Source organism: Achromobacter anxifer (genome assembly GCF_903652925.1).
In the GTDB taxonomy this organism is placed as follows: domain Bacteria; phylum Pseudomonadota; class Gammaproteobacteria; order Burkholderiales; family Burkholderiaceae_B; genus Achromobacter; species Achromobacter anxifer.
In genome coordinates, this window is record NZ_CAHLAR010000007.1 from 359,179 (window position 1) to 374,122 (window position 14,944).

Consider the following 14,944-nt stretch of genomic DNA (forward strand, 5'->3'; position numbering starts at 1 on the left):
CAATATTTTGCATGATGAATCTGACTTCGCCCGCAAGCGTCCGCCAGGACTGCCGCCTCATTGGCCAGACCCTGCTCAAACTGGCGCTTCCCCGACTCGTAGTGCGTGCGATAGTCATCGCCGTCGCCGTGGTCATCTGGTATCTGGCCGCCAACTGGATACTGAATTTCGGCCGCACCGTGAACTACGAATTCCTTCATTCCCTGGGGCAGCCGACCATGGACATGGTGCAGAAGGTCAATCCCTACATCTGGTGGGTGGTGGCCGGCATCTGGACCCTGATCGTGTTCTTCACGCTGCGCGCCTGGCTGTCCGCCAGCCTGGCATCGGGCAGCGCCACGCCGGTCGAAACCAGCGTGCTGGCCGATCTGGCGCCCAATCTGTCGGACGAGACCCTGGGCGTGCTGCGCTGGACCTGGGGCGACCGCCAGGAACCCTTCACAGTCGGCGATCTGCGCCGCGCGCTGTCTGAAATCCGCCACAACCGCGCCGGCAAGATCGCCATGGTCGCAGAACAGGCCCGCATCCTGGAATCTTCCGACAGCCGCCCGCCGCGCGAACCCCGAGACGAAGTCCGCCGCGAAGCACGCAACGAAGGGCGCAGCGAGCGCTACGTGGAACCGCGCATCGGCCCGGCCCGGTAAGCCAAGTCCTCCCTCCATCGCCATAGCAGGCCGCCGAGAGGCGGCCTGTTTGTTTCAGTCCCTTGCCAGCCAGGCAACCCTATACTGCCGCTCCAGGCTCGCGCAACCGCGGGCCGCGCACCATAACCAGCCTCCCGGCGGCCACAACAGCCGAATGCGCGGCCAGCCTCCTGGAGCTGTACCCATGTTTCGCACCTCTGCCCGGCATGCCGCCGGACTGCTGCTGGCCTGCACAGCCGCGTTCGCCGCTGCGCCTGCCTCGGCCGCCTGGCCCGACAAACCGATTACCTTCGTCGCCCCCTTCAGCGCGGGCGGCGCCAATGACCTGGTCGCCCGCATCATCGCAAAGGCGGTGGGCGCCACCCTGCATCAGTCCGTCATCGTCGAAAACCGCCCCGGCGCGGGAGGCGTCGTGGGCGCCGCGCACGTCGCGCGCAGCCCCGCCGACGGCTACACCTATCTGGTCGGCAGCAACGGCACCGTCACCAACAGCCTGATCCGCTCGGACCAGCCCTACAAGGACTCCGAGCTGACCCCGGTCGCGCTGCTGTCGATCACGCCCTCGGTCATCGTCGCCAATCCGTCCAACCCGGCCAAGGACCTGAAGGACTTCGTGGCGCGCGCCAAAGCGGCGAAGACCGACCGCATTACCTTCTCCACCGCGGGCAACGGCAGCACGCCGCATTTCGTGGCGGAAATGGTCAAGGAAGCGACCGGTCTGCCGATCGACCCCATCGCCTACAAGAGCGGTTCCGAAGGCGTGACGGCCGTGATCGGCAACCAGGTCGACGCCACCTCAGAAGCCAGCATCGTCACCTTGCCGCTGATCCAGAGCGGCAAGCTCAAGGCTCTGGCCACGACCTGGGACAAGCGCATGGCCAGCGCGCCTGACATTCCCACCACGGCGGAACAAGGCTTTCCGGCGATCCGCATCGGCCACTGGGCCGGCCTGTTCGCCCCGGCCGGCACGCCCGCGGATGTCCTGGACAAGATGAACGCGGCGGTCGAACAATCCCTGCAGACCAAGGAAGTGCAAGACGCGTTGCGCCAAAGCAGCATCGAACCCGGCGGCGGGTCGCGCGCCAGCTTCGTCGAGTTCGCGGCGAGCGAACGCGAACGCCTGGGCAAGGTCGTGAAGAACGGGAACATGCGGACGCAATAACGCCCGCCCTGCGTGCAGGAAAAAATGGGGAAATTATCCGACCCCGTTTTTTCCTGAATTTTCTTCAGCAAAAAGTGCGACCACAGTCCTGCTTTTCGCATCAACGCAAAAGAACATTCAGTTGCGCTTCCGCCGAAAATATGTTCGACTAGCAACCTATGGCCGATTACCGCACCTCCTTCGCGATTGCCACCGGACGCTTCGACGCCCCGGTTGCCGGCCTGCGCGCTCGCATCTCCTCCATCGCGCTATCGCTATACCTACCGATCGGTTGCCGGGCCTAGTGTCCCCGTGGTAGCTCGGCAGCCACGCTTGCCACACGCGATTTCCCCCTTTTATCTCTGAATCCTGCCGGCCAATCACGGCAAACCCTGGCACAAGACCGTCATCCGGTCGCGCAGCCGCCGAGAGCAGTACTCCCGGGATTCAAAAGAAACCGATCGAGGTGTAGTGATGATGCTTGCCAACCCCGCCACCAAATACGTCCCCTTCGCGCCCTTTACCCGCGACTTTTCCGAACGCACCTGGCCCAGCCGCCGCATCACCAAGGCGCCGATCTGGATGAGCACGGACCTGCGTGACGGCAACCAGGCCCTGATCGAGCCCATGAGCGTCGAGCGCAAGCTCCGCTTCTTCGAACAGCTGGTGAAGATCGGCTTCAAGGAAATCGAAGTGGGCTTCCCGTCCGCCTCGCAGACCGACTTCGACTTCGTGCGCAAGCTCATCGACGAAAAGCGCATCCCCGACGACGTCACCATCATCGTGTTGACGCAGTCGCGCGAAGACCTGATCAGCCGCACGGTGGAATCCGCCGCCGGCGCCAAGCAAGCCATCGTCCACTTGTACAACGCCTGCGCCCCGGCGTTCCGCAAGGTCGTGTTCAACATGAGCAAGGACGAGATCAAGAACATCGCCACCACCGGCACCCGCCTGGTGAAGCAGTACATGGCCCAGCACCCGGAAACGCAGTGGCGCTACCAGTACTCGCCCGAAGTCTTCAGCACGACCGAACCCGAATTCGCGCTCGAAGTCTCCAACGCCGTGGCCGACGTATGGCAGCCCACGCCGGAATGCAAGATGGTGCTGAACCTGCCCGCGACCATCGAGGCCACCAGCCCCAACCTGTACGCCGACCAGATCGAATGGATGCACAAGAACCTGGCGCGCCGCGACAGCATCGTGCTCAGCGTGCACCCGCACAATGACCGCGGCACCGCCGTGGCCGCCGCCGAATTCGCCGTGATGGCCGGCGCCGACCGCATCGAAGGCTGCCTCTTCGGCAGCGGCGAGCGCACCGGCAACGTCGACCTCGTCACGCTCGCCTTGAACCTCTACACGCAAGGCGTGCATCCCGGCCTGGACTTCTCGGACATCGACGAAGTGCGCCGCTGCGCCGAGTACTGCAACCAATTGCCGGTCCACCCGCGCCATCCCTATGCCGGCGACCTGGTCTTCACCGCGTTCTCGGGCTCGCACCAGGACGCCATCAAGAAGGGCTTCGCCCAGCAGAAGGCCGACGCCGTATGGGAAGTGCCGTACCTGCCGATCGACCCAGCCGACCTCGGCCGCAGCTACGACGCGGTGATCCGCGTGAACAGCCAGTCGGGCAAGGGCGGCGTGTCGTACCTGCTCGAACAGGAACACGGCCTGGTGTTGCCGCGCCGCCTGCAGATCGAATTCAGTCGCGCCATCCAGCGTGTCACCGACGAGACCGGCCGCGAAGTCACGGCCGACGACGTGCACACGATCTTCAACCGCGAATACCTCGAACAGAAGTCGCCGTGGAAGCTGGTGCGCCATCGCATCGACGGCAACCCGTCGGCCGGTGAAGGCCAGCACTTCAGCATCGAAGCCGAACTCGAATACAACGGCGAACGCCGCATCGTGACCGGCAAGGGCGATGGCGCCATCTCGGCCTTCGTGGCCGCGCTGGACGTGCCCGTGCGCATCATGGACTACCACGAGCACGCCATCGGCACCGGCACCGACACGCGCGCCGCTTCGTATGTCGAGCTGCGCGTCGGCGAATCCGCCACCGGCTTCGGCGTGGGCATCGACCGCGACATCGTGACGGCCTCGTTCCAGGCCGTGCTGAGCGCCGTCAACCGCCACATCAATGCCGGCACCGTGACCGCAACCGAGCAAGAAACCGCCGAGACCGCGTGATCCGCAACCCGGCGTAAAAAAAGCCAGCCTTATCGGGCTGGCTTTTTTGCTTTGGGCGCCCCCCTGATGGCGCGGCCCCGCCGGGGCGCGTTTTGCTTCAGGCGATGCCTTCATGGCGCTGCCTGCCGGGCCACATCTTGCTTCAGGCAATGCCTCGATGGCGCAAACCCATCGGGCGGCGCTCAGCCGCGCGGCCAGATGTCGGCCGCGCCGATGTCGGGCGCGCTGGCCGCCAGCAGGCGCTGATGGACCCAGGCCGCGATCGCCAGCGTCTGATGGTCGCTGTGCAGCCTGCCCACCAGTTGCAGCCCCACGGGCAGGCCTTGCGGACCGGTGGCGAAGGGCAGGTTCAACGAAGGCTGGCCGAACAGCGTCCAGGCGCGCGAGAACTGCGGGTCGCCCGTGCCCAGGTCCGCGAACGGCGCCTCGCCGCTGGCGCTGGGCGCGAGCAGCACATCGTATTGGTCGAACCAGGCATTGACGCGCGCGCGCGATTCGGCGGCGCGGGCCAGGTTCTTGATGTGCTCTTCCGCGGTGATGCGCGAACCCGCCTCCAGGATGGCCTGGATCTTGGGACTGAGCTGCGCCGCATGCTCCAGGCGCTCGTAGGCCAGCGCCTGCGAAGCCTCGAACGCCATGATGTCGGCATGCAGCTGCACCAGCACGCAATGGTCGGGCGGCAGCGGCACTTCCTCGACGATGGCGCCAGCGCGCGACAGGATGGCCGCGGCCTGCGCGTAGGCTTCCTTGGTTTCGGCCTGGGCATGCCGCCATTGCAGGGTGCGGTACATGCCGATGCGCGGCTTGCCGTCGTATGCCAGTTCCAGCATGCGCGGATCGCGCATCATCACCGAGGCGAACAACGCCACGTCCGGCACCGAACGCGCGAAGCCGCCGATGGTGTCCAGCGATTCAGCCAGGCTCTTGACGCCCGCCCGAGGAATGCCGCCGAAGGTGGGCTTGAAGCCCACCACGCCACAGTACGAGGCCGGGCGGATGATGGACGCCGCGGTCTGCGACCCCAGCGCGAAGGGCACCATGTCGTCGGCCACGGCCGCCGCCGAGCCGCTGGACGAGCCGCCCGGCGAATAGGCCTCGTTGCGCGGATTGCGCGTGGGACCCGCCAGATAGGTGGCGAACTCGGTGGTCACGGTCTTGCCGATGACGATCGCGCCCGCGCCACGGCACAGCGCGACGCAGGCCGCGTCCAGGCCGGGACGATGGCGTTCATAGATGGGCGAGCCATAGCGCGTGGGCAGATCGACGGTGTCGAACAGGTCCTTCACGCCGATGGGCAGGCCATGGAGCGGTCCGCGCAGCGCGCCGCGGTCCAGTTCCTGCGCGCGCTCCAGCGCGGCCTGCTTTTGCAGCGCCGTCCAGGCATGGATGGTGTTCTCGCGTTGCTCGATGCGCGCAAAGCAGGCGCGCACCAGTTGCTCTGCGGTCAATTCGCGCCGTTGCAGCTTGCGCGCGGCTTCCAGCGCGCCAAGTCTGTTTAAGGCAGTAGACATGGTCCTTTCCTCTTTACCGGTACCGCGCATCTCGCGCGGCAGCAAAATACGCACCCGGCCCCCTTTGACCGAGGATCCGCCGCGCTGCGCGGCGACATCTTGCCGCGCAGTTCGGGTGGACCGACTTCAGCCATTGTGCGCGTCGAGTCAATTGGGAAAAACACCGAAAAAGCCGGTTTTTCCCGGGAAAATCGCACGTTGCGCCATGGCTATTATTGTTGCGTTGCTACCAGCATAGCGCAAACGCGTGCAACACAAAGGTCATATTTGTCGAGTAAGATGAAATCGTTTTCACGAAACCCGCAACCTCCCCGCCATGGCATCGCGCTCGTCGCCCCGCTTTTCCATTATTGAAGTGGCTCGCAAGGCGGGAGTTTCCCCGGCGACGGTTTCACGCGCGTTCAATCAGCCCGAGATCGTGCATCCCGACACGCTCGCGCATATCCGCAACGTCGCCAAGCGCGCGGGCTTCCGGCCCAATCGCGTGGGCCGCAGCCTGCGTTCGGGCAGCACGCGCACCATCGGGCTGATCCTGCCCACGCTGTCCAACCCCGTGTTCGCCGAATGCTTCGAAGGCGCCGAGCGGCGCGCGCGCGAGTCCGGCTACAGCGTCATGCTGACGGCCACCGGCTACGATCCCGCGGTGGAATCGGCCGCGGTCCAGGGCTTGATGGACCATCAGGTGGATGGCTTGATCCTGACAGTCGCGGACGCGGCCAAAAGCGCCACGCTCGACGACCTGGACCATGCCGGCATTCCCTACGTGCTCGTCTACAACGAATCGTCCGCCCACCCCTTCTCCTCGGTCGACAACCGCGCCGCCGCCAGCGACATGGTGGCCCACCTGGCCGCGCTGGGCCATCGCCGCATCGCGCTCGTGACCGGTCCGCTGACCGCTTCCGACCGCGCCCGCCGCCGCCTGGTGGGTGCGCGCGCCTGCGCCAAGCGCCTGGGCCTGGACGCCATCCAGCACATCTCGATGAGCTCGCACACGGGCAGCGACGTGGACGCGCTGAAGACCGCGCTGCGCGGCAAGCAGGCGCCCACCGCCTTGTTCTGCTCCAACGATCTGCTGGCCACCGCTGTCATCGCGGACCTGGTCGGGCTGGGGCTGTCCGTACCCTCGGACATCTCGGTTTGCGGATTCGACGGCATGCGCTTCGGCGCCTTGCTGACGCCGCCCCTGACCACCGTGGCGCAGCCCAGCGACGGCATCGGCGAAACTGCCTGTTCGAACCTGCTGGCGCAGATCCAGGGCCAGCCCCCGCACTCGGACCGCCTGCCGCACTGCATCGTCGTCGGCGGCACCGCCGCGCCCGTGCGCCGCTGAGTCCTTCCCTACAACAACCATTCATCCGATCAAGCGTCATGCTCATCGCACAAATCACCGACCTGCACATGCGCACCCCGGGCGACAAGGCCTACGGCATCATCGATCCGGCGGCTTTCCTGACGCCCGCGGTGCGCGAGCTCAATGCACTGAACCCGCGGCCCGACTGCGTGCTGATCACGGGCGACCTGACCGACCTGGGCCGTCCGCATGAATACCAGGCGCTGCGCGAACACCTGCAAGCGCTGGAGATCCCGTATTTCCTGCTGCCCGGCAACCACGACGACCGCGCCCAGCTGCGCGCCGCGTTTCCCGAGCATGGCTATCTGCAGGGCGAAGGCCCGTTCATCCAGTACGCCATCGAGACCTATCCGCTGCGCATGCTGGCGCTGGACACGGTGGTGCCGATGAAAAGCCATGGCGAACTGTGCCAGGACCGTTTGGACTGGCTGGCCGCGCGCCTGGCGGAACAGCCCGAGCGGCCCACGCTGGTCCTGATGCACCATCCGCCGTTCCTGACCGGCATCGAACACATGGACGCCATCGGCCTGCTGGCCGGCGCGCCCGAACTCGAGCGCATCGTGGCGCGCTTTCCCAATGTGGAGCGCGTGCTTTGCGGCCATCTGCACCGCACGATCTTCCAGCGCTTCGGCGGCACCATCGCCTCCACCTGTCCGGGCACCGCGCACCAGCTCGCGCTGGAGCTGGGGCCGCGCCCGACGCTGCAATACATCATGGAACCGCCCGGCTACCAGCTGCACTGGTGGCAGGGCGGCAACCTGATCACGCATCACGCCGTGATCGGGGAATACCCCGGTCCATACCCTTTCGCCTGAGGCCGAAGCTAGACTACGAAAGTTTGTCCTGCCATACATCCGTCATGTTTGCGCTGCACAATGAAAAGGTTTTCATAACAGGCAACAATGCGGATCTAACTATTAGATCTTCGAGACAGCATGTCATCCATCGTTCTGGATAACCTCACCAAACAGTACGGCAACGCCGCCGCGATCCATGGAGTGAGCTTCACGGTGCCCGCCGGCAGCTTCACGGTCCTGCTGGGTCCGTCCGGCTGCGGCAAATCCACCACCTTGCGCATGATCGCGGGGCTGGACACGCCGACCTCGGGCAGCATCCATATCGGCGACCGCGACGTCACCCAGCTGCCGCCCGCCAAGCGCCGCATCTCCATGGTGTTCCAGTCGTATGCGCTGTTTCCGCACCTGTCGGTGCGCGAGAACATCCTGTTCGGCCTCAAGGTGCGCAAGGAGCCGGCCCGCGACTACGACCGCCGCCTGCAACGCGTGGCCAGCCTGCTGGGCCTGAACCATCTGCTGGACCGCAAGCCGTCGCAGCTTTCTGGCGGGCAGCAGCAGCGCGTGGCGCTGGGCCGCGCCGTGATTTCGGAGGCCCCGGTCTGCCTGATGGACGAACCGCTGTCCAACCTGGACGCGCAGCTGCGCCATGAAATGCGCCGCGAGATCCGCGCGCTGCAACAGGACCTGGGCATCACCATGGTCTACGTGACGCACGACCAGACCGAGGCCATGAGCATGGCCGACCAGGTGGTGCTGCTGCGCGGCGGCAAGATCGAACAGCACGACACGCCGGACGGCCTGTATGCGCGGCCCGCCACCGAATTCGCGGCGCGCTTCATCGGCACGCCGCCCATGAACCTGATCAGCCTGGCCCCTCGGCAGGGCGGCTTCGTCATCGCGGGCACTCAGGGACCCGACATCGCAGGCGCGCCCGCTGGCGCGGCGAAACTCGGCGTGCGCCCCGAACACATCCGCATCGACGCCGGCGGCATCGCGGCCACCGTGGAAAGCGTGGAGTACTTCGGCGCGGATTCGATCGTCGTATGCCGCGTGGGCGACACCAGCGGCGTGGCCGTGCGCGTGGGCGGCCATCTTCGCGCCAGCGCGGGCGAAACCCTGGGCCTGTCCTGGCAGGACAGCCAGCAGCACTTCTTTGCCGCCGATTCGGCGGTCATCAACTCCGCCGGCCGCTAGGGCCCGTACACAGGAAAGGAAAACAACATGCGTCGCATCGTACTGAAAACCCTGGCCGCCAGCCTGGCCGCCGCCTGCCTGTCGCTGCCCGCACAGGCTCAGAACAAGCCGGTCGAGGTCGAGTTCTATTACCCCGTCGCGGTCGGCGGCCCGATCACCAAGATCGTCGACGACATGGTTGCGGATTTCCAGAAGGAAAATCCCGACATCAAGATCAAGCCGATCTACGCCGGCTCCTACCAGGACTCGATCGCCAAGGCGCTGACCGCGCTCAAGGGCGGCACCCCGCCGCAGCTGGCGGTGCTGCTGTCCACCGACATGTTCACGCTGATCGACGAAGACGCCATCGTGCCGATCGACAGTCTGGCCAAGACCGACGCCGACAAGAAGTGGCTGGGCGGCTTCTATGACGCCTTCATGCAGAATAGCCGCACCGGCGGCCATACCTGGGGCGTGCCGTTCCAGCGTTCGACCATCGTCATGTACTACAACAAGGACCTGTTCAAGGCCGCGGGGCTGGATCCCGAGCGCGCGCCGGCGACCTGGGCCGAACTGGTCGACTACGGCAAGAAGCTGACCAAGCAGGACGCCTCCGGCAACACCACGCAGTGGGGCATCGAGATCCCCTCGGGCGGCGCGTTCGCCTACTGGCTGTTCCAGGCGCTGACCACGCCCAACGGCGCGATCCTGATGAACGAGGCCGGCAACGAGGTCTACCTGGACAAGCCGGCGGTGGTGGAAGCCGCCCAGTTCTGGCGCGACCTGTCGGCCAAGCACAAGATCATGCCGACCGGCACCATCGACTGGGGCACCACGCCCAAGGACTTCCTGGAAAAGAAGGCCGCCATGGTCTGGACCACGACGGGCAACCTGACCAACATCCGCAAGAACGCCGACTTCCCGTTCGGCGTGGCCATGATGCCGCAGCAGAAGCGTGGCGGCAGCCCGACCGGCGGCGGCAACTTCTACATCTTCAAGAGCGGCACGCCGGCGCAGCAGCAGGCCGCGCTGAAGTTCGCGCAATGGGTCACCACGCCCGAGCGCGCCGCCGACTGGAGCATCGCCACGGGCTACGTGGCCGTGACCCCGGCCGCCTGGCAGACCGAGAAGATGAAGAAGTACGCGCAGGAAGTGCCGGCCGCCGCGGTCGCGCGCGACCAGCTGGAAGTCAGCGTGGCGGAATTCTCCACGCATGAGAACCAGCGCGTCACCAAGACCCTGAACGACGCCTTGCAGGCGGCGCTGACGGGTTCCAAGACGCCGCAGCAGGCCCTGACCGACGCGCAACGCGAGGCCGACCGCATACTGCGTCCCTACAAGTAAAGCCGACAAGCACGATGAGCCGCTCTTTAAACGCGCTTTATGGCTGGCTGCTGTTGCTGCCAGCCATCGTGCTGCTCGCCGCCTTCACGCACTACCCGGCGGTGGCGACGCTATGGCACAGCTTTTTCTCCACCCCCAAGGGCGCGCGCCCCGCGCGCTTCGTGGGGCTGGACAACTACGCCGTCATGCTCGACGACCCGGTGTTCTGGCAGTCGCTATGGAACAACCTGTGGTTCGCGCTGGGCACCATTCCCACGTCCATCGGCATCGCGCTGATCATGGCGCTGTGGGTGAACCGCAACCTGAGCGGTCGCGGTTTCCTGCGCATGGCCTACTTCACGCCCACGGTGCTGCCCATGGTGGCGGTGGCCAACATCTGGCTGTTCTTCTACACGCCGCAATACGGCCTGATCGCCCAGGTGATGCAGCTGTTCGGCTCGCCGGGTCCCAACTGGCTGGGCAATCGCGAGACCGCGCTGCCCGCGCTGATGCTGGTGACGGTGTGGAAGGAGTCCGGCTTCTTCATGATCTTCTACCTGGCCGCCCTGCAGACGGTATCGCCGTCGCTGCGCGAGGCTGCGATGCTGGAAGGCGCGTCGCGCTGGCAGTATTTCCGCCGCATCCTGTGGCCGCTGCTGATGCCCACCACGCTCTTCGTGCTGATCAACGCTCTGATCAACGCCTTCCGCCTGGTGGACCACGTGGTGGTCATGACCCGCGGCGGGCCGGATAACGCCAGCACGCTGCTGCTGTACTACATCTACCAGGTGGGTTTCAGTTTCTGGGACACGGCCTACGCCGCCACGCTGACCGTCGTGTTGCTGGTGGTGCTGGCGCTGACCGCGCTGATCAAGTTCCGCTGGCTGGACCGCAGGACGCACTATCAATGAAAGACAAGCTCGATACCCTGGGCGCCTGGGCGCTCGGCCTGTTGTGGATTCTGCCCCTGGCCTATGCCATGTGGGCGGCGTTCCATCCGCCCGCCTACGCGACCCGCTTCGACCTGTTCGCGCCGCTGACGCTGGACAACTTCGTCCGCGCCTGGCACGCCGCGCCGTTCCCGCGCTACTTCCTCAACACCTTCCTGCTGGTCACCATGGTGCTGGCGGCGCAACTGGTGCTGTCAACGCTGGCCGGCTATGCCTTCGCGCGCTTCGAGTTCCGCGGCCGCGACTTCGTCTTCATGCTGGTGCTATTGCAGCTGATGATCATGCCGGACGTGCTGCTGGTGGAGAACTACCGCTCCATGAGCCAGCTGGGCATCCGCGACACGGTGTTCGCCATCGGCTTGCCGTACTTCGCCTCGGCCTTCGGCATCTTCCTGCTGCGCCAGACCTTCAAGACCGTGCCGCGCGAACTTGAAGAGGCGGCCCGCATGGAAGGCGCCAACGCCTTGCAGGTGCTGTGGAAGGTGTATGTGCCCCTGGCCAAGCCCATCTACGTGGCCTACGGGCTGGTGTCGGTCAGCCACCACTGGAACAACTTCCTGTGGCCGCTGATCATCACCAACTCGGTCGAATCCCGGCCGCTGACGGTGGGCCTGCAGGTGTTCTCGTCGACCGACCAGGGCATCGACTGGTCGGTCATCACCGCCGCCACCCTGATGTCGGCCGCGCCACTGCTGATCGCCTTCCTGCTGTTCCAGCGCCAGTTCGTGCAGTCGTTCATGCGCGCCGGCATCCGCTGACCGCGACCGGACCGCCCCCAAGCAAAACTGCCCCGGACGGGGCAGTTTTCTTTGAAGCGGCGGATTCCTAGTAGCCGACCGTCAGGCCGGGCAGATCCACGGTGATGCGCGGACGCTCCAGGGCCAGCGCCAGGTGCTGCGCGAACTCGCCGGCTTCCTTTGCGTCGGAGGACAGCGTGTCGTAGCCCAGCGCATCGGCCACGCCCAGCACCTTGTCCAGCAACAGGACCTTGCCGCTGGGACGCAGCGGTTCGCAGCCCAGCGTTTCCCAGGCGCCGTCGAACCAGTCGCGCGCGTCGCTCTGGCGTTGCGGCGAGGGTTCGACGCTGGCCGAGAGGTCGAGCGAACGGCGGGAATCGAAAACAATGGTGATATCGCAACGCATGGTGTGGTTTCCTCGGGGTGGCGTCAGGCGACCAGGGTAGGCAAAAAACGCCGGGCAGATTGTCCGCCCGGCGACATAGTCTTGCCGGCCTACCAGCCGCGCGACACTTCCCAGGTGACCTCGGCGCCCGCGGCCTGGGATTGCCGCATCATGTCCAGCAGGGGGAAGGCGCGCTCCTTCAGGCCCACCATGCGGGCCATGGGCGAAGCCGGGGCCTTGTCCTCGTCCTCTTCCTCGGAGCCGTCACGGGCATTCTGGTATTCCTCGATCGCGTGCTCGATGCCGCTGATGGCCGGCCCCAGCTGCTCGACGGTGAAAACGCCGCGCTCCGGGATCTTGTCCTTGAAGGACTTGCCGGCTGCCAGCAGCAGCGCGCCGGCATGGTCGGTCAGCATCAGAACCTCGGCCACGACCTTGGAATGAAAGGTGATCAGCATATTCCAGTCTCCCACATTGATTACTTACATACACTACCGCAACACCCGAGGACTGCCAACTGGCCCCCTGACGCAGGTCCGTTGAGCGGCACGATCCGCCCCCTGCGGCCCCGCCGACAGAGGCTTGCCGGCCCGGGCCAGGGCCTGTCCGATAACCAAATCAAGCTATGATTCAGGAGATTCCCGTGACAGCGGGACCTGACGCGGCCATGAATGCGGCGCGCGCGGTCCGCCCGGCCATACGCCGCTGCCTGTCCGCTCCGCCCGACTGGCCCGGCCCTGGCGGGCGCGTCCGTCACTAACTCAGAACTTCTCCAGACGCCCATGCTCCTCGAGCAACAAAAACAGCTTATCTCCCTGATCCAGGCCGCCGTCGCGCAAAGCCTGCCCGACGCGCAAGCAACCGTGCTGCTGGAGCGCCCCAAGGTCGCCGCCCACGGCGACGTCGCCACCAACGTGGCCATGCAACTGGCCAAGCCGGCCCGCCGCAACCCGCGCGAACTGGCCCAGGCCATCGTCGATGCCCTGATGGCCCAGCCCGGCGCCGCCGGCCTGATCGAAAGCGCTGAAATCGCCGGCCCCGGCTTCATCAACCTGCGCGTCACCGCCGCCGCGCGCCAGGCCGTCATCGCCGCCGTGGCCGAGCAGGGCGCCGCCTTCGGCCGCGCGCCGCGCAACGGTGAAAAGATCCTGGTCGAATTCGTGTCGGCCAACCCCACCGGTCCGCTGCACGTGGGCCATGCCCGCCAGGCCGCGCTGGGCGACGCCATCTGCCGCCTGTACGACGCCATCGGCTGGGACGTGACCCGCGAGTTCTATTACAACGACGCCGGCAACCAGATCCAGAACCTGGCCATCAGCGTGCAGGCCCGCGCCCGCGGCCTGACGACCGATTCCCCCGACTGGCCCGCCGACGGCTACAAGGGCGACTACATCGCCGACATCGCGCGGGATTTCCAGGCCGGCGCGACCATCCACTCCGACGGCGTGGACGTCACCGCCACCGGCAACGTGGACAACCTGGACGACATCCGCGTCTTCGCCGTGGCCTATCTGCGCCGCGAGCAGGACCTGGACCTGCAGGCCTTCGGCCTGGCGTTCGACAATTACTACCTGGAAAGCTCGCTCTACACCTCCGGCCGCGTCGAAGCGACCGTCAAGGCGCTGATCGCCGGCGGCCATACCTACGAGGAAGGCGGCGCGCTGTGGCTGCGCACCACCGAACTGGGCACGGGCGACGACAAAGACCGCGTCATGAGGAAGAGCGAAGGCGGCTATACCTACTTCGTGCCCGACGTGGCCTACCACAAGGCCAAATGGGAACGCGGCTTTCACCGCGCCGTGAACATCCAGGGCAGCGACCACCACGGCACCGTGGCGCGCGTGCGCGCCGGGCTGCAGGCGCTGGAAGAGGGCATTCCCAAGGAATACCCGTCCTACGTGCTGCACAAGATGGTCAAGGTGATGCGCGGCGGCGAAGAGGTCAAGATCTCCAAGCGCGCCGGCAGCTACGTGACCATGCGCGACCTGATCGACTGGGTCGGCCGCGACGCGGTGCGCTACTTCCTGATCCAGCGCCGCGCCGACACGGAATTCGTGTTCGACGTGGACCTGGCGCTGTCCAAGAGCGACGAGAACCCCGTCTATTACATCCAGTACGCGCATGCCCGCATCTGCTCGGTGATCAACAACGCCGCCATGCCGGCCGCCGACGTGGCCCAGGCCGACGCCGCGCTGCTGACCGCCCCGACCGAGTTCGCGCTGATGCAGCGCCTGGCCGAATTCCCCAATGTGGTGGCGCTGGCGGCGCAGGAATTGTCGCCGCACCACATCGCCTTCTGGCTGCGTGACTGCGCCTCGGACTTCCACGCCTGGTACAACGCCGAGCGCGTGCTGGTCGACGACACGGCGCTGAAGCTGGCCCGCCTGCGGCTGGCCTCGACCACGCGCCAGGTGCTGGCCAACGGCCTGGAACTGATGGGCGTGTCCGCGCCCGAGCGGATGTAACATCGGTTCATGGCAACCAAGCGCAAAACCACCCGTCGTTCCTCCGGCGAAAGCGGCAGCACCCTGTACGGCGCGCTGGCCGGCTTGCTCATCGGCCTGATCGTGGCCGCCGCCGTCGCCTTCTACGTCACCAAGGCGCCCGTGCCCTTCGTCGACCGGGCCAGCCGCCAGGGCGACAACGGCAAGCTGCCCGACCCGCGCCAGGCGCCGGACCCCAACGCCGGCCTGTACGGACGCGACGGCGGCGCCGGCGCCCCGTCCACGGGCCCGACCGCCACGG

13 protein-coding genes and 1 pseudogene are annotated in these 14,944 nt (G+C 66.3%); 11 read left to right on the forward strand and 3 right to left on the reverse strand.

All coding sequences use genetic code 11. The features are described 5' to 3' along the window. Positions 1–11: 11 nt before the first annotated feature. The 3 genes from HWY37_RS23180 to leuA all read left to right on the forward strand — a co-directional run bounded on the left by HWY37_RS23180 (position 12) and on the right by leuA (position 3,972). Positions 12–644 (forward strand): hypothetical protein, encoded by a 633-nt coding sequence (locus HWY37_RS23180; protein WP_175211039.1) that lies wholly within the window; start codon positions 12–14, stop codon positions 642–644. A 184-nt stretch (positions 645–828) separates the two neighbouring features. Next, positions 829–1,806: a tripartite tricarboxylate transporter substrate binding protein gene (locus HWY37_RS23185; protein WP_176089943.1), complete on the forward strand. Its 978-nt coding sequence runs from the start codon at positions 829–831 to the stop codon at positions 1,804–1,806. A 453-nt stretch (positions 1,807–2,259) separates the two neighbouring features. Further along, entirely contained in the window at positions 2,260–3,972 is a 1,713-nt protein-coding gene (leuA, locus tag HWY37_RS23190; RefSeq protein WP_175211036.1) for a 2-isopropylmalate synthase, read from the forward strand. A gap of 182 nt (positions 3,973–4,154) precedes the next feature. On the opposite strand, the gene HWY37_RS23195 is transcribed toward leuA, so the two are convergent. Beyond that, positions 4,155–5,483, reverse strand: coding sequence for an amidase (locus HWY37_RS23195; RefSeq protein ID WP_175211034.1), 1,329 nt, complete (start codon positions 5,481–5,483; stop codon positions 4,155–4,157). A gap of 316 nt (positions 5,484–5,799) precedes the next feature. On the opposite strand from HWY37_RS23195, the gene HWY37_RS23200 reads away from it, so the two are divergent. The 6 genes from HWY37_RS23200 (at position 5,800) to HWY37_RS23225 (ending at position 11,835) form a co-directional block, all read left to right on the forward strand. Next, a complete protein-coding gene (locus HWY37_RS23200; RefSeq protein ID WP_175211031.1) occupies positions 5,800–6,813 on the forward strand; it encodes a LacI family DNA-binding transcriptional regulator in 1,014 nt (337 codons plus the stop codon). A gap of 38 nt (positions 6,814–6,851) precedes the next feature. After that, positions 6,852–7,649 carry a phosphodiesterase gene (locus HWY37_RS23205; protein ID WP_176089944.1) on the forward strand — a complete coding sequence of 266 codons (798 nt, stop codon included), beginning with the start codon at positions 6,852–6,854 and terminating at the stop codon, positions 7,647–7,649. A 120-nt stretch (positions 7,650–7,769) separates the two neighbouring features. Then, positions 7,770–8,825 carry an ABC transporter ATP-binding protein gene (locus HWY37_RS23210; RefSeq protein ID WP_176089945.1) on the forward strand — a complete coding sequence of 352 codons (1,056 nt, stop codon included), beginning with the start codon at positions 7,770–7,772 and terminating at the stop codon, positions 8,823–8,825. Positions 8,826–8,852: 27 nt separating this feature from the next. After that, positions 8,853–10,148: an ABC transporter substrate-binding protein gene (locus HWY37_RS23215; protein ID WP_176089946.1), complete on the forward strand. Its 1,296-nt coding sequence runs from the start codon at positions 8,853–8,855 to the stop codon at positions 10,146–10,148. A 14-nt stretch (positions 10,149–10,162) separates the two neighbouring features. Next, positions 10,163–11,038, forward strand: a complete 876-nt coding sequence (locus HWY37_RS23220; RefSeq protein WP_175211023.1) for a carbohydrate ABC transporter permease — start codon at positions 10,163–10,165, stop codon at positions 11,036–11,038. Then, positions 11,035–11,835: a carbohydrate ABC transporter permease gene (locus tag HWY37_RS23225; RefSeq protein ID WP_042795754.1), complete on the forward strand. Its 801-nt coding sequence runs from the start codon at positions 11,035–11,037 to the stop codon at positions 11,833–11,835. The genes HWY37_RS23220 and HWY37_RS23225 overlap by 4 nt, the downstream gene beginning before the upstream one ends. Positions 11,836–11,902: 67 nt before the next feature. Here the strand turns inward: HWY37_RS23225 and HWY37_RS23230 are convergent, their stop codons facing one another. After that, the gene (locus HWY37_RS23230; RefSeq protein WP_175211022.1) at positions 11,903–12,220 is read right to left on the reverse strand and encodes a hypothetical protein; all 318 of its coding nucleotides are present in this window, start codon (positions 12,218–12,220) and stop codon (positions 11,903–11,905) included. A gap of 89 nt (positions 12,221–12,309) precedes the next feature. Further along, a complete protein-coding gene (locus tag HWY37_RS23235) occupies positions 12,310–12,657 on the reverse strand; it encodes a DUF1840 domain-containing protein (protein ID WP_175211020.1) in 348 nt (115 codons plus the stop codon). Positions 12,658–12,981: 324 nt separating this feature from the next. Here HWY37_RS23235 and argS point away from each other — a divergent pair, with 324 nt between their 5' ends. Together argS and HWY37_RS23245 are read left to right on the forward strand one after the other, a co-directional pair. Then, on the forward strand, positions 12,982–14,664 hold the full coding sequence (gene argS / locus HWY37_RS23240; protein ID WP_176089947.1) for an arginine--tRNA ligase: 1,683 nt from the start codon (positions 12,982–12,984) through the stop codon (positions 14,662–14,664). 9 nt (positions 14,665–14,673) lie between these two features. Continuing rightward, positions 14,674–14,944 (forward strand): annotated as a pseudogene (locus HWY37_RS23245) (SPOR domain-containing protein); the annotation flags it as partial.

What these genes read in the sequence shown, in the direction of transcription:
- HWY37_RS23180 (WP_175211039.1), top strand. Translation starts at nt 12, where the DNA reads ATGATGAATCTGACTTCGCCCGCAAGCGTCCGCCAGGACTGCCGCCTC.
- HWY37_RS23185 (WP_176089943.1), top strand. Translation starts at nt 829, where the DNA reads ATGTTTCGCACCTCTGCCCGGCATGCCGCCGGACTGCTGCTGGCCTGC.
- leuA (WP_175211036.1), top strand. Translation starts at nt 2,260, where the DNA reads ATGATGCTTGCCAACCCCGCCACCAAATACGTCCCCTTCGCGCCCTTT.
- HWY37_RS23195 (WP_175211034.1), bottom strand. Translation starts at nt 5,483, where the DNA reads ATGTCTACTGCCTTAAACAGACTTGGCGCGCTGGAAGCCGCGCGCAAG.
- HWY37_RS23200 (WP_175211031.1), top strand. Translation starts at nt 5,800, where the DNA reads ATGGCATCGCGCTCGTCGCCCCGCTTTTCCATTATTGAAGTGGCTCGC.
- HWY37_RS23205 (WP_176089944.1), top strand. Translation starts at nt 6,852, where the DNA reads ATGCTCATCGCACAAATCACCGACCTGCACATGCGCACCCCGGGCGAC.
- HWY37_RS23210 (WP_176089945.1), top strand. Translation starts at nt 7,770, where the DNA reads ATGTCATCCATCGTTCTGGATAACCTCACCAAACAGTACGGCAACGCC.
- HWY37_RS23215 (WP_176089946.1), top strand. Translation starts at nt 8,853, where the DNA reads ATGCGTCGCATCGTACTGAAAACCCTGGCCGCCAGCCTGGCCGCCGCC.
- HWY37_RS23220 (WP_175211023.1), top strand. Translation starts at nt 10,163, where the DNA reads ATGAGCCGCTCTTTAAACGCGCTTTATGGCTGGCTGCTGTTGCTGCCA.
- HWY37_RS23225 (WP_042795754.1), top strand. Translation starts at nt 11,035, where the DNA reads ATGAAAGACAAGCTCGATACCCTGGGCGCCTGGGCGCTCGGCCTGTTG.
- HWY37_RS23230 (WP_175211022.1), bottom strand. Translation starts at nt 12,220, where the DNA reads ATGCGTTGCGATATCACCATTGTTTTCGATTCCCGCCGTTCGCTCGAC.
- HWY37_RS23235 (WP_175211020.1), bottom strand. Translation starts at nt 12,657, where the DNA reads ATGCTGATCACCTTTCATTCCAAGGTCGTGGCCGAGGTTCTGATGCTG.
- argS (WP_176089947.1), top strand. Translation starts at nt 12,982, where the DNA reads ATGCTCCTCGAGCAACAAAAACAGCTTATCTCCCTGATCCAGGCCGCC.